Source organism: Stenotrophomonas sp. GD03794, from assembly GCF_029842145.1.
GTDB lineage: Bacteria > Pseudomonadota > Gammaproteobacteria > Xanthomonadales > Xanthomonadaceae > Stenotrophomonas > Stenotrophomonas riyadhensis.
Genome location: NZ_JAOCFV010000002.1, coordinates 76,664 through 101,346, shown reverse-complemented (window position 1 = coordinate 101,346; position 24,683 = coordinate 76,664). Strand labels below are relative to the sequence as shown.

At 68.3% G+C, this 24,683-nt stretch carries 12 protein-coding genes; all 12 read right to left on the bottom strand.

What is annotated here, in order from left to right; all coding sequences use genetic code 11:
* Window positions 1–34: 34 nt before the first annotated feature.
* Window positions 35–7,573: a filamentous hemagglutinin N-terminal domain-containing protein gene (locus tag N5D91_RS01885; RefSeq protein ID WP_279907099.1), complete on the bottom strand. Its 7,539-nt coding sequence runs from the start codon at window positions 7,571–7,573 to the stop codon at window positions 35–37.
* Between the two features lie 9 nt (window positions 7,574–7,582).
* Window positions 7,583–9,187 carry a ShlB/FhaC/HecB family hemolysin secretion/activation protein gene (locus N5D91_RS01880; protein WP_228756495.1) on the bottom strand — a complete coding sequence of 535 codons (1,605 nt, stop codon included), beginning with the start codon at window positions 9,185–9,187 and terminating at the stop codon, window positions 7,583–7,585.
* Window positions 9,188–9,369: 182 nt separating this feature from the next.
* Complete coding sequence (locus tag N5D91_RS01875) at window positions 9,370–9,654, bottom strand: hypothetical protein (protein WP_180854172.1); 285 nt, start codon at window positions 9,652–9,654, stop codon at window positions 9,370–9,372.
* Entirely contained in the window at window positions 9,651–13,208 is a 3,558-nt protein-coding gene (locus tag N5D91_RS01870; RefSeq protein WP_180854155.1) for a bifunctional serine/threonine-protein kinase/formylglycine-generating enzyme family protein, read from the bottom strand. Before N5D91_RS01870 ends, N5D91_RS01875 begins: the two co-directional genes overlap by 4 nt.
* Window positions 13,209–13,213: 5 nt before the next feature.
* Window positions 13,214–13,927 (bottom strand): PP2C family serine/threonine-protein phosphatase, encoded by a 714-nt coding sequence (locus N5D91_RS01865; protein ID WP_110714143.1) that lies wholly within the window; start codon window positions 13,925–13,927, stop codon window positions 13,214–13,216.
* A 5-nt stretch (window positions 13,928–13,932) separates the two neighbouring features.
* Complete coding sequence (tagF, locus tag N5D91_RS01860) at window positions 13,933–14,532, bottom strand: type VI secretion system-associated protein TagF (protein WP_162622106.1); 600 nt, start codon at window positions 14,530–14,532, stop codon at window positions 13,933–13,935.
* Window positions 14,522–18,007, bottom strand: a complete 3,486-nt coding sequence (tssM, locus tag N5D91_RS01855; RefSeq protein WP_180854154.1) for a type VI secretion system membrane subunit TssM — start codon at window positions 18,005–18,007, stop codon at window positions 14,522–14,524. The genes tagF and tssM overlap by 11 nt, the downstream gene beginning before the upstream one ends.
* A gap of 3 nt (window positions 18,008–18,010) precedes the next feature.
* Window positions 18,011–19,234, bottom strand: a complete 1,224-nt coding sequence (gene icmH / locus N5D91_RS01850) for a type IVB secretion system protein IcmH/DotU (protein WP_258011522.1) — start codon at window positions 19,232–19,234, stop codon at window positions 18,011–18,013.
* Window positions 19,235–19,267: 33 nt separating this feature from the next.
* Entirely contained in the window at window positions 19,268–20,605 is a 1,338-nt protein-coding gene (gene tssK, locus N5D91_RS01845) for a type VI secretion system baseplate subunit TssK (RefSeq protein ID WP_153856963.1), read from the bottom strand.
* Window positions 20,606–20,732: 127 nt separating this feature from the next.
* On the bottom strand, window positions 20,733–22,013 hold the full coding sequence (gene tagH / locus N5D91_RS01840; RefSeq protein ID WP_279907103.1) for a type VI secretion system-associated FHA domain protein TagH: 1,281 nt from the start codon (window positions 22,011–22,013) through the stop codon (window positions 20,733–20,735).
* 64 nt (window positions 22,014–22,077) lie between these two features.
* Window positions 22,078–22,620, bottom strand: a complete 543-nt coding sequence (locus tag N5D91_RS01835; protein WP_153856964.1) for a hypothetical protein — start codon at window positions 22,618–22,620, stop codon at window positions 22,078–22,080.
* The gene (tssI, locus tag N5D91_RS01830) at window positions 22,617–24,641 is read right to left on the bottom strand and encodes a type VI secretion system tip protein TssI/VgrG (protein WP_279907098.1); all 2,025 of its coding nucleotides are present in this window, start codon (window positions 24,639–24,641) and stop codon (window positions 22,617–22,619) included. The genes N5D91_RS01835 and tssI overlap by 4 nt, the downstream gene beginning before the upstream one ends.
* Between the last annotated feature and the right edge of the window lie 42 nt (window positions 24,642–24,683).

The window sequence follows — 24,683 nt, the reverse complement described above, 5'->3', positions numbered from 1 at the left end:
AGCCTCCACGGCCAGTGGCCAGGCAGGGTGGGATTCACTGCGCGCACTCCGCGTCCGGGTCACCGCTGTCACAGGCCACGGTCTGGTCGGCCGGCAGGCGGATGCCGGGCTGGACGATGCCGAACGCGCGGTACTGGGCACTCAATGCGCCCATGTCGACATAGGCAACCCGCGGCAGCACGCTGCCCTGGGTCCGCGCGCCAACGATCGCCGTGGGCAGGTTGAGGCCGCCGCCCACCACCAGCGGCAGTCCATCCGTACCGATGCCATAGAAGTACGCCGGTGGGCGGCCGATGAAGTCCACCACGTGGCTGCTGCCGGCGCTGGTCAGATAGATCGGCAAGGGCTGGGTGCCGATGCTGCCGCTGGACCACCAGTGGCTGGCACCGGCCAGCACCGGCGTGGTGCCCAGCTGGCGGATGTCACCGCCCTGCACCTTCAGGTAGAACCCACTATTGCCCGCATCGACACTGAATGCGCTGCCGTTGAGCGAGGCAAGGGCCAGGGTACCGGCGTTGGTCAGGCTGAAGCCTGCGGGCGACTGGAAATCGCCGAGGGTACCGATGGCATTGGCCACGAACTGCGAGGCGTCGCCCAGCATCGTCGGCCCGGCGGCGCGTCCGCTGAGCTGATCAGCCAGCAGGCGTCCACCAGCACCGGCACGGATCGCGCCGGACGACTGCAGGCGCAGCTGGCCCGCCTGCACACTGCCATTGAGCTGCAGATCACCACCATGCACGTCGAGCAGGCCCTGCGCGCCAGCCTGCACATTGCCGGTCACCTGCAGCCCTTGCGTGGTCCGCAGCTCCAGGCCTTGGCTGCTGAAGTCACCGAGCGTGGCGATACGGTTGTCGCCGCGCAGGCTGGCCTTGCCGCCGGCGCTGCCCTGCAGGCGCTGTGCGGCCAGCACACCACCGCTCTGGGTCAGCGCGCCACCGCTGCCGAGCTGCAGTTCCCCCGCAGCCAGCACGTCCTGGCCGAGCTGCAGGTCCTGGCCGCTGCGCAGGGTGATGTTGTTTCCACGCAACGCCGCCGGCAACTGCAATGCGCCGCCGGCCAGCAGCTGCAGGTCACCGCCGCCGGTATCGATCACGCCGGTGGGCAGGTTCAGCGAGCCTCCTGCCTGCAGGCGAACTGCGGCGCTGCGGTTGTCGAGCGAACCGATGCGCAGGTCGCCCGCACTGGCCAGATCGATACCCACGCCAGCCAGCGACACCACGCCACGCAGCTCGTTGCCAGCCGATCCCAGTGCAATCGACGCATCACTGCGCAGGTCGGTGCTGCCATCCACGCGCAGCGTGCCGTCCTGATCGATGCCGTTGCTACCCGTGGCCTGCAGGTTGCCACCCACATGTGTCGTGCCGAAGTGCAGCTGCTGGCCCTGCAGCGTCACATTGCCGGCAACGTCGGCCGCGGACAGGGTCAGGCGTTCTGCACTGCGCGCGACCAGGCTGTCCGCCGTCACACCCTGCAGCTGCAGGGCGCCATCGCTGGCCAATGCCACCTGCTGGCCCTGCACGGCCACGGCATCACCGAAACGGTTGCCCGCCGCCTGCAGGTCGATGTCACCGCCGGCACTCAGGCGAGTCGCGCCCACCACCTGCACGGCACCCTGCTGGCGGATGTCGCCGGCGCTGGCCAGTGACAACGTGCCGCCCGCGTTGACGCTGCCCAGCAGCAGCGTGTCGGCGGCCACGTTGATATCACCACCGGACAGGTTGAGCGCGCCACCGAAGCGGTTGCCGGCGTTGCCGAGGGCGATGCGCCCGCTGCCTGCGTTGACCTGCACCACACCCGCAGCCTGCACGCTGCCGCCCACGCCGTTGGGCGCAGCGATCTGCACGATGTCCGCATTGCTGCTGGACAGGGTCAGTGAACCACCGCTGCGCAGGTCACCGCCCAGCCGCACGCCATCGCGGCCTGTCAGCGTGACGTTGTTGCCGGCCAGCAACGCATTGGCCTGCAACACCCCGCCATCGGCGAGCAGGGCCAGGTTGCCGGTACCGGCATCGATGGCAGAGGTGGGCAGTTGCAGTCCTCCGCCCGCATGCAGGCGTATATCGGATTGCCCGGCGTTGTTCAGACGATCAATCTGCAGATCGCCCGCGGCGCGCAGATCGACACCCTTTCCGTCGAGTCCGACCGCACCTGTGAACCGGTTGTCAGCACGATCCAGCACGATGGCGCCCTGCGTGCGGATATCGCTGCGGCCGCCGACCTGGACTGCCGCCTGCTGGGAAACACCGGCGCTGCCAGCGCGTGCATCCAGATTGCCGCTGGCGGACACCCTGTCCAGCAGCAGACCGCCGCTGGTGGTGACAGCCACGTTGCCACCGTCCAGTCCCACGCTGCCGTCGAAACGATTGCCGGCCTGGTCCAGGGTGATGTCCGAACCCGCCTGGAAGCGGCTGTTGCCTGCCACCTGCAGCGCAGCAGACTGGGTGATCGCTCCGGTGCTGTTCACCTGCAGTGTTCCCTGCACGGAGGTGGTCCCGAGCCGCACGCCGTTACCCGCCAGCACGGCATCGCGCGCCGCCTGCAGCTGCTGGATATCCAGTGCCGTGCTGCTGGACAGGGTGATGTCACGGCCCTGTACCTGCAGTGCGCTGCCCAGTTGATTACCGGTTCCGTCCAGCACGATATCGGTGCTGGCCGTCAGCTGGCTGTTGTTGCCGATCGCCAGGCTCCCACTTCCCTGGCGGATCGCACCCGCGTGTGCGGTCGCCAACAGCGTGCCGCCGATGGTGGCTCCATCCAGCAGCAGGGAGGCCCCTTCGATCGTGGCATTGCCCGCGATGCCGGCGGCGCCCAGGCTCAAGTGGCCACCGCTGCGCGCGATCAGGCTGTCCGCCGTCACCCCCTGAAGCTGCAGGGGGTCGGTGCTGGCCAACGTCACCTGCCGGCCCTGCACGGCCACGGCATCACCGAAACGGTTGCCCGCCGCCTGCAGGTCGATGTCACCACCGGCACTCAGGCGGGTCGTGCCCGCCACCTGCACGGCACCCTGCTGGCGGATGTCGCCGTCGCTGACCAGCGACAACGTGCCGCCCGCGTTGACGCTGCCCAGCAGCAGCGTATCGGCGGCCACGTTGATATCACCACCGGACAGGTTGAGCACGCCACCGAAACGGTTGCCGGCGTTGCCCAGGGCGATGCGCCCGCTGCCTGCGTTGACCTGCACCGCACCCGCAGCCTGCACGCTGCCGCCCACGCCGTTGGGCGCAGCGATCTGCACGATGTCCGCATTGCTGCTGGACAGGGTCAGTGAACCACCGCTGCGCAGGTCACCGCCCAGCCGCACGCCATCGCGGCCTGTCAGCGTGACGTTGTTGCCGGCCAGCAGCGCATTGGCCTGCAACACCCCGCCATCGGCGAGCAGGGTCAGGTTGCCGGTACCGGCATCGATGGCAGAGGTGGGCAGTTGCAGGCCTCCGCCCGCATGCAGGCGTATATCGGATTGCCCGGCGTTGTTCAGACGATCAATCTGCAGATCGCCCGCGGCGCGCAGATCGACACCCTTTCCGTCGAGTCCGACCGCACCTGTGAACCGGTTGTCAGCACGATCCAGCGCAATGGCGCCCTGCGTGCGGATATCGCTGCGGCCGCCGACCTGGACTGCCGCCTGCTGGGAAACACCGGCGCTGCCAGCGCGTGCATCCAGATTACCGCTGGCGGACACCCTGTCCAGCAGCAGACCGCCGCTGGTGGTGACAGCCACGTTGCCACCGTCCAGTCCCACGCTGCCGTCGAAACGATTGCCGGCCTGGTCCAGGGTGATGTCCGAACCCGCCTGGAAGCGGCTGTTGCCCGCCACCTGCAGCGCAGCAGACTGGGTGATCGCTCCGGTGCTGTTCACCTGCAGTGTTCCCTGCACGGAGGTGGTCCCGAGCCGCACGCCGTTACCCGCCAGCACGGCATCGCGCGCCGCCTGCAGCTGCTGGATATCCAGTGCCGTGCTGCTGGACAGGGCGATGTCACGGCCCTGTACCTGCAGTGCGCTGCCCAGTTGATTGCCGGTTCCGCCCAGCACGATATCGGTGCTGGCCGTCAGCTGGCTGTTGTTGCCGATCGCCAGGCTCCCACTTCCCTGGCGGATGTCGCCGGCGCTCGCGGTAGCCAGCAGGGCTCCGCCAATGCTCACCTGGTCGAACAGCAGGGACGTACCGTCAAGGACCGCAGTGCCGGCAACATTGGCATTGGCCAACGACAGCGCCCCCGCACTGCCCGCATCCAGCGCCGCAGCCGTCACCCCATCCAGTGCCAGGCCCGGCTGCGCGCGGATCCGCACCTGGTTGCCGCTCAACGCGACCTTGCCGGCAAAGGTGTTGGCCGTTGTATCCAGCATCAGGTTGCCACTGCTGCCGGCACTGAAGCTGGCATCGCCGCCGACAGTGAGCGTACCGCCCTGGGTGAACCCGGTGGTGCTGCTGACGTCAAGCCGGCCACTGGTGCGGATCGCCTGCGCGATCACGCTTGCCCCCTTGAGTTCGAGATTGGCCAGCCCCGCGCCGGGCGTGGTACCCGCACCGGACTGCAGTTCAAGCGCGCCGTGCGCGTTGAGCGCCAGGCTGCTGCGGCCATCGCTGCTGCCGTCGATACGACCCGCCAGCAGGTTGCCGTTGTTGCTGCGAACGCTGAACAACCGGGGGGTGTTCGAAGCCAGGTTGACGTTGCCCAGCCGGATCGCGCCGTCGGCCGTGATGTTGCCGCCGAGCTGGAGCGGACCCGCACCACTGATGTCGAGACTGGCGAGCGCCTGATTGCCGCCCACGTCATCGGCAAACACCACGTTGAGCCCGCGTGCGAGCGTCAGTGCGTACCCACCATCGATGCGCCCCCGGAAGTTGATCTGGCCAAGCTGGCTGTCCAGCACGCTGTCGCGGGTCAGTACCACATTGCCCTGGAAGTACTGCAGGCCGATGCTCCTGCCGCTGGCGGGAAGCTGCACGACATCCGCCGTCGCCAACAGGCTGTCCACATCGAAATCGGAGAAGGCCAGCGTGCCCGCAGCGGAGATGTAGCTGCCGCGACCCTTCAGTGACACCTCACCGCCAAACCGGTTGACCGGCTGGCCCAAACCGTTCGCCCTGTCGAGATTGATGGGACCGCCGGCGTCGATGCGGGTGGTACCCCCGATGTTCAGCGCGCTGCCGCTGGCCTGCTGCAGTCCGCCAGTGAGATGCAGCCCGAGGCTGCCCTGCAGCGAAGTACTACCCAGCAGCAGGTCGCCTGCGCGAAGTTCGGCGTTCCCGCCCTGCAGCGCGACTTCACCGCTGAAGCGGTTGCCTGCATCAGTCAGTGTGATGTCTCCCTGGCTGCTGAACCGGGACAGGCCGTCGACCTGGTAACTGCCGGTCTGGAGCAGATTGAGCCGGGAGTCGATGCCGAGGTTGCCCTTGCTGACGATGCCGCGACCGCTGAAGATCAGTCCGCTGATGTCGACATCGGCGGCACTGATGTTGCCGTTGACCTGGATCCGGTTGCCGGTGCTGATCGTCAGGTTGTAGCCACTGCCGATGTTGCTGGAAATGCCATCGGTGGTGATGACGCCATCATTGGTGCTGACCAGCTGCGTGTTGCCGTCCAGCCGGATGTCGCCCTGCAGCAGCATCTCGCGTCTGCTGGCAATGCGACTGCCCAGGGTGATGGTATCGGCACTGGCGTACAGGCGATCCACCGGTCCGGTGGCGCCCACTGCGCCGGCGAGCGTGAGCTGGCGCGCGCTCAGGCTCAGATCGCCACCGTCACCGTCGACTGCCCCGCCCAGCGTCATGTTTCCGCCCAGCGAAGTCAGGCGGCGCGATCCGTATACCTGCAACGGACCGGTGAACGCGAGCATGCCAAGGGTGGTGACGTCGCCGGACAAGCGCGCACCGCTGCCGGTGGCGACATTCAATCCCTGCAATGCAGTGCTGCCACCAATGGCGCCCAGGAAGGTGGTCACTCCGCTGGCGGCGACACCCAGGTAGTAGCTGCCATCAACCGTGCCGTCGAACCGGATCGTTCCGCCCTGCAGCGTCGAGTTGCCCTGGAGTGTCACTGCGGACCGATAGGCCTGGTCACCGGACGTGGTGATCGTACCGCTCAGGCCAAGGCTGCCGCCCTGCGCATCCAGGCTGCGCGCATCGATATCGCCCAGGTTCAGTGCACCGATGCCGACCAGACTGACATCGGCCCCTTTCGCGCTGACCCGGTTGCCGAAACTGTTTCCGGCATGGGTCAGGGTGATGTTGCCCATAGCTGCGTCGAGCGTGGTATTGCCACCTACCGACAGCGCCCCGCTGTTCGCCAGGCTGGTCGAGGTGGCCAGGGTCAGGTCGGTACCGACATGGCCGCCAACGCGGCTGATGGCATTGCTCGCCTGTCCCAGGGTCACTCGGCCCTGCGTGTCCAGTTGCAGCGCGCCCTCCAGCGAACCCGCGGTCTGGGTGATGTTGTTCGCGTCGATTCCGATCGAGTCTGCCTTGATCGAGCCTGACAGCACCACGTCGCCGTTGATGCCGCCATTCAAGTTCACGGTCGTGGCGTCGATGCTGCCGCCGGTCATCTGGATGGCGACCGGCCCCCCCATGACAGCCGATCCCACCGTGGACATCGCGTTGGCCGTGATGATGGCATCGTTGATCGCCACCGGTGCGGAACTGCGGATGGTGAGGCTGCCGTCAGCGCCATCAATCGCATTGGCGATGATCGTGCCACCCGCGTTGATACCGGTGGAGGAAAGACCAGGTCCCATCAGCGCCGTCATGCTGATGTTGCGTGCACTGAGGGTACCGACGTTGCTGATACCGGTTCCTGCCATGCCACTCGCTGCGGTGGTGACGAACGCCAGGCTTGGCATGCCGGCCGATGACACGCCGGTCACCGCGGTGACCGCACTGGCCGCCGCCAGATCGATATTGCCGAGCGGTGCCGCGATGTAGCCGTTGTTGAACACCGAACCGCCGACCAGGCTGATGCCTCCGGCCGTCGCCGTCAGCGTGCCTCCCAGGTTGCTGACCGCGGCATTGGTCCCTGTGCCGCCCAATTCGAAACTGGGCGGCAACACACCACCATCCAGCGGAATCCCCTGTGCGCCGGGCATCAGGGTGCTGGCCAGCAACCCGCCCACGTTGACGCTGGCAGTGCCGGTGAACGTAATGCCCGCCGGATTGAGCAGGAATACCTGCCCGTTGGACAGCAGCTGGCCGCTGATGATGCTGGCGGACGGGCCGGTAACCAGATTGATCGCCGTCGACCTCGAGCCCGCCTGATCGAATCTGACCGTGTTGCCGGAGCCGATGCTGAAGCTGCTCCACTGGAACAACGCAGCCTGGCTCTGCTGGGTGACCGTCATGGTGTTGCCATTGACGTTGATGATTCCCGAGCCCGACGTAATGGTGCCGTTCTGTGGCAGGGTCTGCGCCGTGGCCTGCAGGCTGCCGGTCAGCAGCAGCGCCGCGGTCAGGGGTGCCAGCCACAAGGCGGCGCGCGATCGCCCCGGGACACAGCGACGCGGCCCGCGCGCGAACTCCGCAGCAACCTGCACCTGGCCCAGCGAAGGATTGAAGACGAGTCGGTAGATACGGTTCATGGTCGCTCCTCAGAAGGTCAGGCCAAGCCGCGCATACACGCGGACATCGCGGCCGTCACCCGGTCGCAGGGCGCTGGTCGGCTTGGCCGCCGCCACGCGCAGTTCGAGGTTCTTCCACTGGCGCAGGCGGAAGGTCGCGCCCATTCCCACCGATGCCAGATCGGCCGGCGCCTCCAGCCCATCGACATCGAACACGCGCGCCTGGTCGGCGAACACGTCCAGCTCCAGTACTTCGCGCCACGGCACCCCGCGGAACGGCGAGGCGACGTCGCCGAAACCCGGCGCATCGACGTGGTACTCCAGCGCTCCGTACCAGCCACGATCGCCCAGCGTCTCGCCCTGCGCATACCCCCGCACGCTGTCGTTGCCACCCACCTGGAACTGCTCCAGCGCCGGCAGCGAGTTGTTGCTGTACTGGCCATTGAACTTGAACAACAGGCGTTGGCTGCGGCTGAGGTACTGCAGCCGCAGCAGGCCCAGGCGCACCACGTTGAACCGGCTGTCGCGGGTCGGGTTGATCGCATCGAAGTCGGCCGAGCGATCGCGCAGCGACTGGCGCACGCTCAACTGTGCCAGGTTGATGCCATGCCAGCGCGCATCGTTATGGCGCAGGCTGGCGCCCACCTCGGCCACGTCGTACTTCTGCTTGGACAGCACCAGGCCCAGCGCTTCAAAGCGCGAGCTCTCGCGGATATAGCGCGCCGAGCTGGTCACCTGCAGGTCGGGGCGGTTGATGAACTTCCAGTCGGCGCCGGCATAGGCCTGCGAGGCCGGGCCCTTGAGCTTGAAACCGCGCAGGATGCCGTCGTCCACTTCCAGCTCGCTGCGGTTGGCGCCGGCCAGCACCGACAGTCCCTGCACCGCCTGCAATGGCACGCTGTAGGACAGCGCGCCGGCGCGGCTGGCCTGCGGATCGAACGCATAGGTTCCACTGGCCGCGAATACATCGCCCAGGCCCAGCGGGCTGTTCCAGGTAACGCCCAGCTGGGCGCGCCCGCGCCCGGTCAACTCGGTACCGTGATTGTCCACGCTGGTACTGACCTCGTACGGCCGGCCACTTTCACGCGCGACCAGTACCAGATCGGTTTCACCAACGTTCTCACCGGGCTGCAGTACCGAAGATACCGATACCCCGGGCAGGTCACGTGCATACAGCAAAGCGCTGTCGATGTCGGCCTGGCGCAGCGGCTGCCCGCGCAGGCGCTCGGCCACGTTGCTGAGCGTATGGGTGCGGTAACGCTGGTTGCCCTGCACCACTACCTTGCCGATGCGCCCTTCCAGCACGCGTACTTCGATGCGGCCTTCAGCGTCGGGTTTCTGCGGTGGCAGGTAGGCGACGCTGACCAGGAAGCCCGCCTTGCGATAGGCCGCAGTGACCGCATCGGCCGCCCCCTGGAGCTGCGCAAAGTCCATCGCGACCGCATCTGCGCCATGCGCCAGGCGGGCAAAGTAGGCATCCAGCACGGCCTGCACCTGCGCAGGCGTGATGCCACGCTGCGGATGCTCACCAACGTCGCTGGCACGGAAGCCGCGCACCTGCAGGGTCTGGTTGCCGGTGCGCGCGGCCATGTCGGGCAGCGCGGTGGCCGGCCCCCCTTCGACCTGCTGGGCCATCGCCGCGACTGGCAGGGCTGCCGACAGCAGCAACGCAAACGACGAACGCTTCAATGGCATGGCTCTGTCCTCCGATGACAATGGATGCCGGGGCGTCGCGTCCTCCGTACGGCCCCTCCCCGGGCGGCACAGACAAAGAAAGATCCGGGCACGGCGACGCGCCCCTGGCGTCCAGGTGGCCATCAGCCAACTGCCAAGACATAGATGCACAGCAACAACCCCATCGTCAGCATGACATACAAAATGAGAACCAGCGCACTTCGTGAGCGACCGTTCGTCGGACCCGGCGAGACCCCGGCAGCAGGGTCCGCAGGCCGGTGCCTCTGGGTCTGCAGGCAGCGTTCACGCACGCCCTGCAGCACCCGACGGCGCCGAGCGCGGTATTCCTGCAGGTCGATCTGGCCGCGCTGGTGGGCATCGGCCAACGACTGCAGGCTGCGGTTGGCGTGCTCTTCCCAGCCGCTCACTTCAGCTCCCTCAATACCCGGAAGCCGACATCCGGCTGCGCCGCACCCGCCAGCGCGCGGTGTGCCTGCACCGTGCAGTCCGACCAGAAGCTGGCGTAGCTGCCACCACGTACGCTGCCATTGCTGGTCCATTCCCAGACGTTGCCGGTCAGGTTGACCAGGCCCCACGGATTCGGCTCGCGGCCGCGTACGCCCACCGGCACACCGCTGCCAGCGCTGGCACTGGGCGGAATGCAGTTGCTGTCCGGCGCCTGCCGCCATTGTTGCTGCGCCTGCGCGGCGTGCAGCCACTCGGCATCGCTCGGCAGGCGGTAGCGCCAGCCGCCGCTGGCGCGGGTCAGCCAACGCGCGTAGCCCTGCGCCTGGGCGAGGCTGAGATTGCGTGCGGGCCATCGCCCCTGCTCGCCGGATGCCGGCTGCACACTGCAACGACCACTGGCCCGGCAGTACCGGTTGAAGTCATCCACCGCGATCTCCCCGCGCGAAAGCGCATACGCAGGCCCGCCCGGCACCCCGGGCACCACCACCAGCATCGGCCCACGGGCATCGGCAAGCGCGTCGTAGCAGGGCTGTGCACGCCCGGCCAGACCTGCACAGGGATCGGGGCCGTCGGGCACCGGTGGCAACGGCGCATCATCCGCATCGGCCGCCGCGGCGACGGCAGCGCTGACCGGCGTTGCCGCAGGCGGACGCGGTGCATTGCGCGCTGCATGCGTGCCGCCAGTGGCCGTTGCCGCTGAGGCCGGTGGCGGTTGTGCGGCCACGATCGCGCCCTTCTCTCCCTGCAGCAGCGATTGCAGCGAATCGCCCTTGAGACGCCCGTGCGTTCGCAGCGCTTTTTCCAACCGCTCCATCGCCTGCGGATCACGGCGGTACTGTGCATCGAGTTGCTGGCGCAGCCGCTCGCGCTCGCTGTCCTTCGTCGATGCCTGCGTGCTGGCGGCCAGTACCGCCGCCACCACGTCCAGGCGTGCACGTGCCGCCTGCAGTACGGGACGCGCGCCCATCACCTGCAGCGCGCGCGCCAGCAGTGCGTCAGCGGCTGCCGGATCACCCTGGGCGAGCCGCAGCACCGCCTGGTCCTGGGTAGCCTGGTCCAGCAGTGCGGGCGCCTGCTCACGCACGAACGGGGCATCGGGCTGCACCACATGCAGCTGCTGCCAGGTGCGTTGTGCCTTGTCCAGGTCTCCAGCGGCGATCGCGCGCCGCAGCGATTCACTCTGCGCAGCCAATGCAGCATCACTGCGGCTGTCGGCCAGCGACTGCTGCAGTGCCTGCTGGCGCTGCTGCAGCTGACTGGCAGCCGCCGCCAACGCGGCCGTGTCCGGTGCCTGGCGACGTGCGAAGTCGAGCAGCACAAGGTCATCCGGTAGCTGCGTCGGTTCCCGGTGTCCTCCCAGGATGGCAGCCACGGCAGTGGCCAGCGCGTTCTGCGCCGCAGGCAGTTCGGCGCCGGCATCGCGCCGGATCACCTGCAGTGCCGCCGCAACATCGGTCTGCCAAGCGGCATCGGCGCTGGGGTTGGCCAGGCGTTGCTGCAGGCGCTCCCGCGCCTGCGCGACTGTGGCGGGCAGCGCGGTCACCTGTAGATCCGGCTGCGATGCCACCCGCAGTTGCGCCGCCTGCAGACGCAACCCCAGCGCATCGGGGAAGCTGCGCTGCGCCTGCTGCAGCCGTGATTCCGCCTGCGCGGTGTCACCCTGTCCCAACGCACTGGCGATGGCCTGTTCATAGGCCTGTTCCAGCGCAGGATCACGCAGCAGCGGATTGCGCGGATCGATCGCGGCAATGGCTGCCAATGCTCCCGACAGGCTGCCGCTGCCATGGCCGAACAGATCCCCCTCGGCAATGTGCCGCTGGCGCTGGGTGTCGAGCGTGTTGAGTGCCTGGTCTCGCTCGGCCTGCAGGCGCTCGCGCCGCGCATCGAGCGTGGGTGAGTACAGTCGCAGGCGATCGCGCAGCGCGAACACTTCCTGCGTCCCCGGGTAGTCGTAGCGGCCGGCGGAGGGCGCCCACAGCGCATCCAGGCGCCGCAGCAGGAAGCCTTCGATCAGTCCCGGGTGGTCCAGCAGAAGTTTGGCACGCTGTTCGTGATCGAGACTGGAAAGACCTTCCCAGGCCTGCGCGGCGTCTTCATAGCGCTGCGGATCATCGGCTCCCAACCGCGCACTCACTTCGGCCAGGCGCTGCTCGTGCACATGGCGGTTGACCAGTACACCGGCGCCGGCCAGCACCACCACCGCCGCAGAGGCATAGCCCACCCGCGGCAGTACGCGTTCACGCCAGCTGCGCGGACGCAGGCCTTCAAGCAGTGCATCGACGTTGGCCAGCCGTTTGTCCGCAGGCAGGGCCACCGCCGCATAGAGGGCACGGTACGGGCGTCGCCCAAGGCCGCGCAGCGCAGGCGGGCGCCGACCCTCGCGCAGTGCTACTTCGGCGCTGGCCTTGTCATAGGGATGGCGGCCACCGAGCAGTTCGAAGCAGACGCAGCCAAGCGCATAGACATCGTCGGCCGGTGTCGGCGGCTGGCCACGCAGCATCTCCAGGCTGGCGTACGCCGGTGTCAGCGCTCCCAGCGAGGCGGCATCGAACACGGTCTGTTCGCCCGCCACATCCACCGCATGCTTGCCGGCGCGGGCAATACCGAAGTCGAATACCTTCGGTACACCTTGCGCGGTGACCATCACGTTGCCGGGCTTGAAGTCGGAATGGACGATGCCCGAGGCGTGCGCGCGGCGCAGTGCGCCGGCCATGCCCTCGATCAGCGGCCAGGCACGAGCCATCGGCATGCCATCAAAGGCCTGCTCGCGGATCAGCGTGCGCAGGTCCTGGCCATCGACGTACTCCATCGTCATGAACACGATGGCGCCATCCTTGTCGAAGTCATACACGCGCACGATGTTGTCGTGCCCCAGCTGCTGCGAGCGTCGCGCTTCGCGCTGCAGTGCCACCAGCGCATCGGGGTGGCGACGGAACTCATCGCTGAGCACCTTCACCGCCAGCCAGGGGTCGCGATCACGCGCCTCCACCTTGCGCGCATCGCGGGCCAGGTACACCACCCCCATGCCGCCGCGGCCCAGTTCGCGTTCCAGCTGGAAGCGTCCCTTCAGCAGGCTGCCAACCGTCACTGTCTGGCCCGCGGCTGCCGCAACCTGCTGCCATGCCGAGAGGCTCGAGCTCTGCGACGCGGTACCGCCGGTGCGACCCTCGGCAGCCGCATCCGTGCGCGCGACATCCTCGCCGGGCTGCACACGTGTCATCTCGTCCGGCACGGCGCTGCGTGCGGGCTTGACCACGGTGGCATCGTCATCGCGCGACAGCGTGCTGCCACTGGCATCGCGCAGATCCTGCAGACGCTGCAGCAGGGTATTCATCGACACCTCGTCGATCGCCTGCTGCTGGCGCATGCGCCACAGCGTGTCCACACCGTTGCGATAGTCGGCATCGGCCACGTGGTCATGCCGGGCCAGCGCCCGCAGCAGTGCAGGCAGGTCCAGCGCTCCCCTGCTGAAGGCGGTTACCAGTTCAACCACGGAGGTCGTGTCCTCTTGCACGTCGTTCACTCCTGCCTGCACACGATGACCGCCGACACGTTGTCGCGGGCGGCGCGTCCCAGGGCCAGTTCGAACAGCCGCGCCAGCAGCACGCGTGGCTCGCGCTGGCGACGGCACTCCATATCAAGCTCGGCATCGGGGATTTCCTTGTTGACCCCGTCGCTGCACAGCAGGAACGGTGTGCCCGCGGCATGGCTGGCAACGATCCAATCGATCAGCAGGCCCTCCTGCGCGCCGACAGCCCGGGTCAGCGTGCCAGGCGCGGCCACGGCGGCAGAGCCGGCGAACTGGGTGGCGTCGTCCTTGATGCCGTGCACATGGTCACGGGTAAGCTGGCGCAGGCAGCCGTCTTCCATGCCATAGGCGCGGCTGTCCCCCACCCAGCCGCACAGCATGAAATCGCGGTCCTGCACCAGCACCACCACGGTCGAGCCGATCAGGTCCACACGCAGGTCATGCGCGCGTCGCAGCAGCTCCTGGTTGACCTGCTGCAGCGTGTCCTCGATGGCCTCGATGAAATCGACCACGTCCTCCTGCCGTGGCAGGCGCGACAACCGCTCGACGATCAGGCCACTGGCGAAATCACCAGCGGCGTGGCCACCCAGGCCATCGGCAACCACCCAAAGACCAACGTCGTCACGCAGCAGGATCGCGTCCTCGTTGAGCCGGCGTACCTTTCCGGTGTCGGTGTGGCCGGCCGATGCATAGCGGGTACCCATGGCATTCATGGCGCACGCTCTTCGAGGATGCACGGGGCATCGACCGCGTGCGGCAGTACACCGCCAACAGGCAGGCCCGGCAGCGCGCTGGGGGCATGCGCGTCGCGCCACCACAGGCTGCCACGCTGCGCCCAGCACGTCTGCCACGCGACAGGGCCGGCCTGTCCCGGCCATGCCCGTGGCAGTTCGTGACAGGCGCTGTCCAGCGCATCCGGCAGCTGCAGCGCGCCCTGCCTCACCTGTGCCTGCAGCGCGTGCAGCGCGTCGAACCAGCACGCACAGGGAAGTAGCGGAGCCTGCATCGGGTCCTCAGTGGTCAGCGGCAACGCCAGCAGCAAGGGGAAGGCCCGGCCCACCCGATCACGCGATGGCGCCACCACGCCCGCCCAGCCCTGCACGTCGCAGAGCCCGGCGGCCAGAGCGAACGACCAGCCGTTGCCAGCCGTCCCTGCCAGCTGGGGATGACGGGACAACTGCAGGCTGGCATGCGCATCCCAGGCCTGCACGAGCGCATCGGACAGGCGGCGCCGCGCGAAATCGCCGATACCAGGCAACTTGCCGTGGAAGCCAACCACCGGCGCCAGCGACGATGCATCAGCTGCCACAGCGGAACCGTGCCAAGTCGGCGTCATTGAAGGGATGGCGCAGGTTGCGGGCCTGCAGCGGCAGCGCCGTGGGGTGGCCACCGATGTCCAGATGCAGCACGTAGCGCAGATCCGAGCGCGCCTCCAGCATGCCCGCCTGCAACGCGCGGAACAGTGCCCAGTCGCCCTGGAACTGCAGCGCGCCCAGTGGCGTGCCGGCTGCGTCGAACGCCGCTACCGAAACATGGCCGGGAGTCGGGCCCGGCCATCGCACCGGCAGGCTGGCTACGGCGCCGGCGGTGTAGTCCAGCGTCTGTCCCTCGATATCGATCTGCAGCCGTGCCACGCCTTCATCCAGCTGCGGTGCCAGCAGGGTGAACTCGACCAGCGGCTGTTCGCCGCCACGGAAGTATTTCTGGCGGATCGCATCGGCCAGCTGCATGCGCGCCGGCAGCGCCGGGTCACTGCCGGGGGGGGCATCCTCTTTCCACCGCCAGGTGGGCGTACGCGTATCGAGCAACGGCGCCAGGGTCTGCCGGAACAGGCCATCAAAACGCCCGCCGTTGCCGAACAGTTCGGCGAAATTCTGCAGCGGCGTGTCCTCGCTGGCACTGCGATCGAATGGATAACGGTGACCGGTGAATTCACCACAGACCTGGCCCACGCTGGTGGCGACACGCTCGTCGAGCACGGCCTGGTCCTGCGCGCCGATGGCTGCGGCGCTCTGGCCGGTCAGCGCCAGCAACCAGGTCGAAACGGGTGGGGGCAGCTGCGCGGCCTGCTGCCTGGCCTGCTGCAGTCGGGTATCAACCGAGCCCGCCGCAGGGGGCGCCAGCAACCGCTCGCCCAGTTGCGCGAAGCTGGCCAGGGCCTGGTCAAGCGGCGTCGCGCCGGGAGCGCCCGCACACAGTTGGGCCAGTGCGGCGAAGTGATCGCTGATCGCTGCTCCGGCAGGGCGTGCGGCCGCCTCCCCCACGGCCGGTGCCAGTGCAGCCTGCAGCGCAGCGCCGCCGGCCCCTGCCCTGGCCAGCGCCGCCGCACCTACCTTGGCCTTCGCGGCATCTGCCGTTGCACGGGCCGCATTGCCGGCGGGCACACGCAGCAGATCCTGGGTCTGATCGCGCAGCAGCACCAGCAGCAGGCGCAGCGGCGAGGTCGGGCCTGCAATGCGTGCCAGCTGGGCGGAAGCCTCCGTATCATCGGCACCGGGTCGCAACTGCAGGTCGGCCAGCAGTTCATCCCAGGCCCGGATGTAGTCACGCTCATAGTGACGCAGGACCTGCTGTACCAGCCGCGCCCGCGCCAAGGCGTCGATCCGTTGCGGACCAAGCACCCAGTCATCGGCAACGAAGCGCGCAACGGCGTCGTCCACGCCTTCGCGGGCAAGCTGGGCAAACACGGGTTGCGTGTAAAGCGCCGGCCACGGCGACGACAACGGTACGCCACTACGCCGCTCGAACGCGTCGGCCTGCAGGCCCAGCGCCTTGTCCAGGCGCAGCGTGGCAGGCTGCGCACGGGCCTGCAGGCTCAGGTCGCTGTAGACCAGCGTCGCCAGTTCCGCTGCACGCAGGCTGGCGCGCGCCTGTTCCACGCGCACCGGATCAGGACGGATCGCGCGCAGCTGCCCCTTCGCAGCCAGCAATGCCGACAGCTGCGTGTCATAGGCGTCGGCCAGCACCGTGTCGCCGCCGAAACGGTGCCGTGCGTCGAGCCCGGCCAGCAGGCCGAGCTGCGTCGGCTGCAGGCGCGCAGGCTCGCCCAGCATCAGGTAGCCCTTCAGGTAGTAGTAAAGACGCTGCGGATCGGACGCGCTGTCGCCAAGACCCTCGCGCAGCTGCGCGGCCACACCAGGCAACAGCGTCGCGTTGAGTTCGCGCAGGTAGGCCTCACGCAACGTCCGCTGCACGGCATCCCCCTGGTACAGGCCCCAGCGCATGCGCCACGGCACCGGCTGCGTGGGGGCAGCAGCCGTCACCGCAGCGGCACTTGCCTGGCCTCGCTGCACCGCCCGCTCCAGATAGCCGCGCAGGTCGGTCGCTGCGCCCGGATCCGGCGTCTGCGGGCGCTGCTGCATCGCCTGCCGCGCCTGCAGCAGGTAGTCACGGTTGCCCTGGTAGCTGGCTGCCATCGCCGCCAGCCCTCCTGCAGACACCACCAGCACGGCAGCCTGGGCGGCCCAGTGCCAGCGCCGACGACGGCGCTGGGCCTGCGGCTGGAAGCCGGCCAGTCCGTGCTCGGGCAGCACCACTTCGCGCAGCAGCCGCTCGACGAAGAAGGTCCGTGGTGCAGCCGAAGGCGCAGGCGCGCGTGCTGCATCCAGTCCGAAGCTGCGTGCCACCGCACCGAGCATGCGGTCGATCGGCGTGCCTTCCTGCGTACCTGAAGTGAAGTACACCCCCCGCAGCAAGGGTGCGGGTGCGTAGGCATGCCCTGCGAAGGCGGACTCGATGAACTGTCGCGCGCTCTCGCCCAGAGCGGCGAACTGCGGCGGGAACGCGAGCAGCGCCGCCCGGCGGCCACGTTCGCGCTCATCGTGCAGGCGTTGCAGTACCCGCGCATTGAGCCGGTCCAGCAGTCGCGCATAGGCATCGGCGAAACTGCGCGCCGCGCTGCCATCGAGCGTCTTCTGCAACGGGAAGGTGGTGCCCCAGACCTGGCTGCGCTGGTCTGCACCCAGGTCGTCGAAGAACTCACCGAACCCCGCCAGCAGATCGCACTTGGTCAGCACCAGGTAGACCGGCACCTGCAGCTGCAGCTGCTCGGCCAACTCATCCAGGCGCTGCCGGATCGCACGTGCATGCTGCTCACGCTCGCCTGCATCAAGCTGCAGCAGATCGGACAGGCTCATGCTGACCACGACGCCATTCAATGGGCGCGCGCGACGGTGGCGACGCAGCAGCTGCAGGAAGTCCCGCCACCCCGCCGCGTCCACCGTACGGTCCGAATCCTGGGTGGTATATCGGCCAGCGGTATCGAGGAACACGGCCTGATCGGTGAACCACCAGTCGCACTGGCGGGTGCCGCCCACCCCACGCACCGCATCGTTGCCAAGTCGCGCGGCCAGCGGGAACTGCAGGCCGGAATTCTGCAGCAGTGTGGTCTTGCCCGATCCAGGCGGGCCGATCAGCAGGTACCACGGCAGCTGGCCGATGCCCCCCCCACGGCGCCGGCGCAGCAGGGCCAACGCCTCCTCGAAGCGGCGCTCAAGCTGGCTGCGCTCGCTGGCGAGGCGTTGCGCCGGGTCATCCCCCTGGCGCAGCGCTTCGCCCATGCGCTGCTCGCGGCGGCGCCTGCGCCAGCGGCGCACCAGCACGATTCCCGTCACCGTCAGCACCAGTACCAGCAGCACCAGCAGCCGCGCCATCACGCCCGCCAGCGGTACGTGTCCGGCAATGGCGACCCAGGGGCCGCCGAACCACACCAGCAGTGCCAGCAGCAACACGCCAGCGGCAACCACCCAGTTCACCCGGCGCAGCGCGCCCATGATTGCCTGCATGGTTCAGTCCCCCGGCTGGAACAGGATGTCGACACGGCGATTGCGTGCACGGTTGGCCGGCAACTGCGGCGGCGTCGCCAATGGTTGCGAATCGCCCGCGCCGACGGTCTCGATCCGGGCGTGGTCGCGCAAGCCGGCGCCCAGCACATCGGCCACCGCCCGCGCGCGTGCAGCCGACAGGACGTAGTTGTCCTTCCACAGCGCCGACCGCACGGGTTGGTCATCGGTATGGCCCACTACCACCACCCGACCCCGCAGTGGATCGATCGCACGCGCGATGGCGGCCAACAGCGGCCGCTGCGCGGCCTCCAGCTCGATACCTCCCGAACTGAACATGGCCGCAGCGTTCAGTCGTATGCGGGCACTGCCGTCAGCGGCTTCGTCCACGCTGAGAAGGCCGGCACGCTCCTCCGCTGCCAATCGCTGCTTCAGGCCCAGCGCCGGTACCTGCACGGCTGCGTTCGGTACATGGCTGACCTGCAGGCCCATCCGCGCCGCTTCGGCATTGATGGGTGCCGCCAGTGCATTCAAGCGCGCGTTCGCCCACAGGAACGCCACCAGCAGCACGCTGGCTGCAACCGCCACGCTGACCCACAGCGGCAGATGCCAACGGCCACGCCAGGTCCGCTCGGCCACGCCCTGCCAGCGTGGCGAAAGCTCTTCCGGCGGCGCGCCACGCTGACTGCGGATGCGGCGATACAGATCGTCCTGGATCGCCGACAGGCGCAGGCTGCCATCAGCCTCGATCTGGTAGCGGCCAGCGAATCCCATTGCCAGGCACAGGTACAGCAGCTCCAGCAGTTCCAGATGCCGGCCCGGATCCTGCAGCAACCGTTCAAGGATCACGAAGAACTTGGCGCCACCATAGGATTCACCGTGGAAGGCGGTCAGCAGGGTGCGCTGGGCCCATCCGCTGCGTTCGCCCCACGGCGCGTTGAGCACGGCTTCGTCGACCACCGCGCACAGCACGTAGCGTGCGGTCATCACCACATCGGCCGGATAGCGCGCTTCGCGCAGCCGTGTCTCCAGACGCCGGACCTGCAGCTCGGCCTGTTCCCGCAGGCGCGCAAGGTCAGGAACCTGCGCACTGTGGCGCAGCTGTACCGCCAGCAGCAGCAGCGGCGTTGCCGCCTGCACCAGCGGGTTGAGGCTGTCACCCAGGAACTCGCTGATCTCCGCGCGCGAATCCGGTGAATCGGCAGGCGCATTGCCGGGCCGATCCTGCATCAGCGGATTGCGCATGTCCCGTGCGTTCATCGGCTACCCCCGGATCGCCCACAGCTGCACACCCAGACCGGGAAACTCGTTGCCCAGATGCAGGGCCAGGCCACCGGCGCCACGCAGCGCTCGCCACAAAGGCGACTGCGTTTCGAACTCGAAGTAGACGTGGCCGGCGTGGTAGGGAATCTGCCGCGGTGCCACCGCCATCGGTGCCAGCCCGATGCCCGGCAACTGCAGATTGACCAGATCACGGATCTGCTCGACGGGACCAATCTTGGCGGTCGACGGCAGGCGCCGCCGCAGTTCCTCGCTGGGCAGGTCCGCGCGCACCGCGAGCACGAACTGGGCATTGTCCAGCAGGCCGGGATCAGGGATCACCGCCACCCATACCCCGAACTTGCGTTCCTGTACCGGGATCGCCAGTGCAGTCTGTTCCAGCACCGCGCTGAGGCTGCCACGCAGGGCCGCAATGATCGGTTCGAAGCTCTCGCGCAGCGCTTCGTGACGGTAAGGGGCGAACACCGGCGGGCGTTTCCCGGCTGCGGTGAACGTGCTCAGCTCGCCGGCCAGCGCCAGCAGCGCGCGATACAGTGCTTCCGGATGCAGCTGTGGCTGTGCCGCCCAGTGCGACAGCACCGGTTGCCAGCGATTGACCACCTGCAGCAGCAGGAAGTCGGCGATCTCCGCAGCGCCACCGCGATCAGTGACCGCTACCCGCGCCGCCAGCGCCTCACCGCGCTGATGCAACAGACCCAGCAGTTCGACCAGGAAGGTTGCCAGTCGCGGCGACGACGCGCTGGACGCCACGCTGGGAATGAAGGCCTCGTCGAGCACCACGCGGCGATCCGCCCGGGTTTCCACCACGTGCGCCACCGCGATCCGGGCCAATCCTTCCTGCGGTTGCGATTCGGGCAGCAGGCGCGCGTTGAGGCTGCCCACCTCCATCAGCACGCGCTCCTCCACGCTTCCGGATGCATCCAGCGCTTCACTTTCACGCACCCGGTAGCGGTACAGCTGATCACCGGGTGATTCAGGACGTCCCACATCCACCTGCGATGCCAGGCGCAACGGCAGGGTCAGGTAGATCGTCTGGTCGCGACCGTTGGGATCGAGGTCGAGTGCGGCCGGCAGTGGGTCATCGGCTGGCATCGCGAACGGCGTGCCATCGGGGAACACCCCGCGCGCACGACGCAGGCCGAGCTTGCCGACCGCCAGCAGGTCACTCTCCAGTTCCAGTTCGGTGAAACCCCAGGCGCGTGACGGCGGCTGCGCGACGCGCAGGTCGACGTAGCGCTCCAGGTAGCGCTCCTGTTGCTGCAGGTGCTGTGGCCGCAGGAACAGCCCCTCGCTCCATACGACCTTGTTGTTCTGGGTCATCCGTGCGGCTCACAGGTGGCGGCGGGACACGGCGCATGCGTGGGCGATGCGCGAACACGCCACGACCCCATGCGCCAGCTGCCCGCGATTGTCGGCAGCAACACCGGTGTCGGCCCGACAATTCGTCTCAGCCCGGGCGTGGACCACCGCTGCTGCGACTGCTGCGATAGCGAGCCAGCTGCGTTTCATAGGCCCGCGCGAACTCATCGCCGAACAAGCGGCGGAAGCAGTCATCCGGATCCTTGACCATGCGCTGGAAGTTCTCGCGATAGCGGTCCCAGTAGCGTCCCTTGCCAGCGAACGCCAGACGGCGACCGTTGCCATCGGCCTCCTGCTCGATCCGGTCGGGACTGAAGTGGAACAGCATTGCCTCGTAAGCGGCGCGCATGCCAGCCAGCATGGCCATCTGGTGGCAGCGGATGTCATCGAAGGCATCATCGAACGCCGCAGCGCCGCTGAGGAACGCACCACCGGCGGGCGCCGACAGCTTCTGCATCGCCTCCTGCGTGGTGGCCGCGAACTTCAGCGGGTTGTTCTCCGAACGCTGGATCACGGTGACTGGAAGGCGGAAGGTGTTCTTGATTTCCGCACGGGCGCGCAGCACGTCCATCACCCCTTCCACCACGATCGCAAACACCCGGTCCAGATCTTCCGGCATCGCTGCCCCCGGCGTGCGGGCGGGGGCAGCGGCGGGCGACGATGGCGCTGCCGCACTGAAGTCTCCCTGGGTCAGATCCCAGTCGTCGGGCAACCGCTGCGTCGCCTGTACCGGTGCGGGCGGACGGAAATGATCGTGGCTGGCGGCGGCGTGGTGCCAGCCATCGGCGTCACTGCGCGGCGGTGCGGGCGCTGCTGCACTGGCGGGCAGCAGACGCAACGGATCCAGTTCGTCCTGCGGCGCCAGTGCCAGGTCCGCCACCATGGCATCCGGCGCTGCGGAGGCCCCTCCCGTCGCGCGTCCCCACAGCACGTCAAACGGATCTTCCAACACAGGCACGGCTGCACCCTCGTGCCGTGGCAGCGCGGCCACCACCACCTGGGTCAGGTCGGGATTGCCGGCGTCTGCGCCCGGCAGCGGCATCGACGATGGCCCCACGCTCTGCAGGCGGACATCGATCTCGAAACTGTCCAGCTGCAAGCGGTCACCGTCGCCAAGTGCAGCCGGCTCGCCACGCACCAGCGCCTGGCCGTTGAGCAGCAGCCCGTTGGTGCTGCAGTCTTCGATGAAGTACATGCCGTTGAGGAAGCGCACCACCGCGTGGGTGCGCGACACACCCGAGGCAGGCAGCACCCAGTCACACTCGTCGGAACGGCCCAGGCTGCCCCCACCCTGCATGAAGACCTTCTGTGCCGCGGGCCCGAACTGCGCGGCCTGGCGGCCACTGACGGTCAGGATCAGATTGTGGATGGCATTCACAGCGGCTGTGCTCCGTCAGCAACGTCAACGTAGGCGTCATGGGTGGAACAGCGGTTCATCGCGCCGCGTCCAGCAGCGCCAGAGCCTGCTCGGCATAGCCACGCCTGCGTTGCTGGAAGGCCTGCGGCTGCTCGGCGGCAAGCAGGCCCAGCGCTGCGACGGCGGCGCACGCCACCAGATGGTCCGGCGGCACCACCACCACCGGTTGCCCCGCCGGTGCCAGACTGCCCTCGGCCCAGCCGGCACTGGCTGCCAGCCAGGCACCTACGCTGCGGTAGCCACCCGCATTGGCGAACTCGAAGGCAGCACGGCGGTTACCTTCACTGGGCTCGCGCAACCAGCGCTCGGCCAGCATGGCCCCCGCACGTGCTTCCGGCGCCAGCGTTTCACCACGTGCGCACTGGCACAGCCAGGCCACCACGTAGCGCTTGGGCAACAGGCGCGCGGCCAGCTGCAACGCGGCCTGCACGTAGCCGGCGTGCAGCAGCACCTGTACTGCCTGGGCCGGCGGCAGCCCGGGCGCCAGCACCGCACAGGCCTGCGCGTCGATCTGCATGTCCGCACAGGCCTGCGCGACCGTATCCATGTGCATGCTCATCCGATCGTCACCAGCGCGGCGGCCAGCTTGGCCAATGCGTCGCCGGACAGGGTCAGCATCGGCGCCTTGACCTCGGCCATCGCCCCACCCTGCACCTGCAGGGTGGCGTCGGAGTGCATCTTCAGGCTCGCCCCCGCACCGATATCCATGCTTGCGCCCGCCTTGATGCGGACTTCCACGCCTCCTTCGATCTCTACCGTGCTGTTGCCACCGATGCGCACGTTAACGCCCTCGACCGCGATGTCACCGGCGCTGTTCATCACGATGCGCGAGGCGCCGGTGACCAGCTCGATCTCCAGCCCAGCCTCCAGCCGGAAGCGCTGGCCGACGTGGATCCGCGCATGGGTGCCCACGTCCAGCGAGTCTTCATTGTCGACCTTGATGCTGCGGTCGTGGCGGATCGTGGCACGCTGGTCATGCTCGACCGTGAGGGTCTGGTCGTTGCCGATGGTGGCCTGCTGGTCATGGCCGACCTTCAGGGTGCGGTCATGCTCGGCCTCCACATGCAAGTCGCGTTGCGCGTGCAGGCGCAACTCCTCGGCGCCCTTGCGGTCCTCGAAGCAGATCTCGTTGTAGTCATCCGCGCCCCCATCGGGATGGCTGCGGCTGCGGATGCCCGAGCGCGTCCGCTGTTCCGGCAACGCATAGGGCGGCACGTGGTCCGCATTGAAGACGCTGCCGACAATGAGCGGCCGGTCCGGGTCGCCCTCGAGGAACGCGACCAGTACTTCCTGGCCGACCCGCGGCAGGCTCTGCGCCCCCCACCCCTTGCCCGCCCAGGACGTCGCCACGCGTACCGGGCACGAAACGCGACCATGGCTGCGGGCCGCGCGGCTCCAGTGGAAATGCACGTTCACCCGTCCCTGCGCATCCACGGCAATGTCCTCGTCGTTGTCGCCAGCCACGATGGCGCTCTGCAGGCCGGCAATGCGCGGCCACCGCGTGTCGGCCAGCGAACGGTACGGCACGCGACTGTCGAGTACCTGCAACCGGCACTGCAGTGATGGACCCGCACTGGCCGTTACCGAACCGGGAGCCGCCTCGACGACGTCAAGCTCGCTGGCCACCACCAGGTACTGCCGGTTGCAGCCGGCCTGCGGACAGCCTTCGAGTTCGAACAGATGGCCGGCACCCAGGTTCCAGGCGCGGGTGCGGCCATGCCACTGCGCACGTGCGGCCTGCTCGGCTTCAACGCGCACCTGTGCCCGCTGCCGGCCCTGTTCCGCGCTCTGCTGCCGGCCATGGCCGCGGTAGATGGAACGCGTACCGGCACCGTCATCGCGATCGGCCTGCGCCTCTCCCAGCAGCACCGCGCGCGGCTTCGCCGGATCGAACTCATCCAGCTGCCAGTGCGTCGGGCGCAGCTGGTGCTGCTGCTGCCAGTCGGCCATGCCCGGTGCTCCCAGCGCCGGCGGCTCACACTCGGCCTGCCAGGGCAGGCGCTCGAACGGTGCCACCGTGGCATGGGCGCCCAGGCCATCGGCAAGCACCAGCGTGTGGCGATCTGCAGCGTGCTCGAAGTAGTAGTAGAGGCCTTCCTGCTGCAACAGCCGATGGATGAAGTCCAGGCTCGGCTCATCGTACTGGACACAATAATCGCGCACGACAGGATGGCCCCCCAACTGCAGCCGCACATCGGTGCAACCGATCTCCGACAGCAGCGTGCGCACGATGTCCGCCACCGATTGCCCGGAAAATATGCGGCTGTCGTGCTGCTGGCCAAGCAGCCACAGACGCGGCACCAAGGTGACTTCGATCGCGGTGAAGCGTTCATCGCCCACCTCGCGCTGCCCCAGCAGGGCGACGGCCGCGACGATGCCATGCAGATGGCGGCTGCCATTGTCATGCACCAGGCTGATGCCGAACGGAGTGCCAAGCAGGCGGGAGGGATCCGGCGGATCTCCACTGCACAGTGCCGACAGCACATAGCGGTAGGGTTGGCCGAGCGACTCACGGCCCTGAAGCTGCTGGAAGCGCAGTCGTCCGCCCAGGTCCGACTGCAGGGAGATCGTGCGCGCCATGCCCGTCCACGGTGGAGAAGATTCGTCCGGCCCGCGCGGGTG

Excerpts from the sequence above, each read along its gene's own strand:
- N5D91_RS01880 (WP_228756495.1), bottom strand. The coding sequence starts at position 9,187 with ATGGCCCAGCAGGTCGAAGGGGGGCCGGCCACCGCGCTGCCCGACATG.
- tssI (WP_279907098.1), bottom strand. The coding sequence starts at position 24,641 with ATGGCGCGCACGATCTCCCTGCAGTCGGACCTGGGCGGACGACTGCGC.
- N5D91_RS01835 (WP_153856964.1), bottom strand. The coding sequence starts at position 22,620 with ATGAGCATGCACATGGATACGGTCGCGCAGGCCTGTGCGGACATGCAG.
- tssK (WP_153856963.1), bottom strand. The coding sequence starts at position 20,605 with ATGACCCAGAACAACAAGGTCGTATGGAGCGAGGGGCTGTTCCTGCGG.
- icmH (WP_258011522.1), bottom strand. The coding sequence starts at position 19,234 with ATGCAGGATCGGCCCGGCAATGCGCCTGCCGATTCACCGGATTCGCGC.
- N5D91_RS01885 (WP_279907099.1), bottom strand. The coding sequence starts at position 7,573 with ATGAACCGTATCTACCGACTCGTCTTCAATCCTTCGCTGGGCCAGGTG.
- tssM (WP_180854154.1), bottom strand. The coding sequence starts at position 18,007 with ATGCAGGCAATCATGGGCGCGCTGCGCCGGGTGAACTGGGTGGTTGCC.
- N5D91_RS01865 (WP_110714143.1), bottom strand. The coding sequence starts at position 13,927 with ATGGGTACCCGCTATGCATCGGCCGGCCACACCGACACCGGAAAGGTA.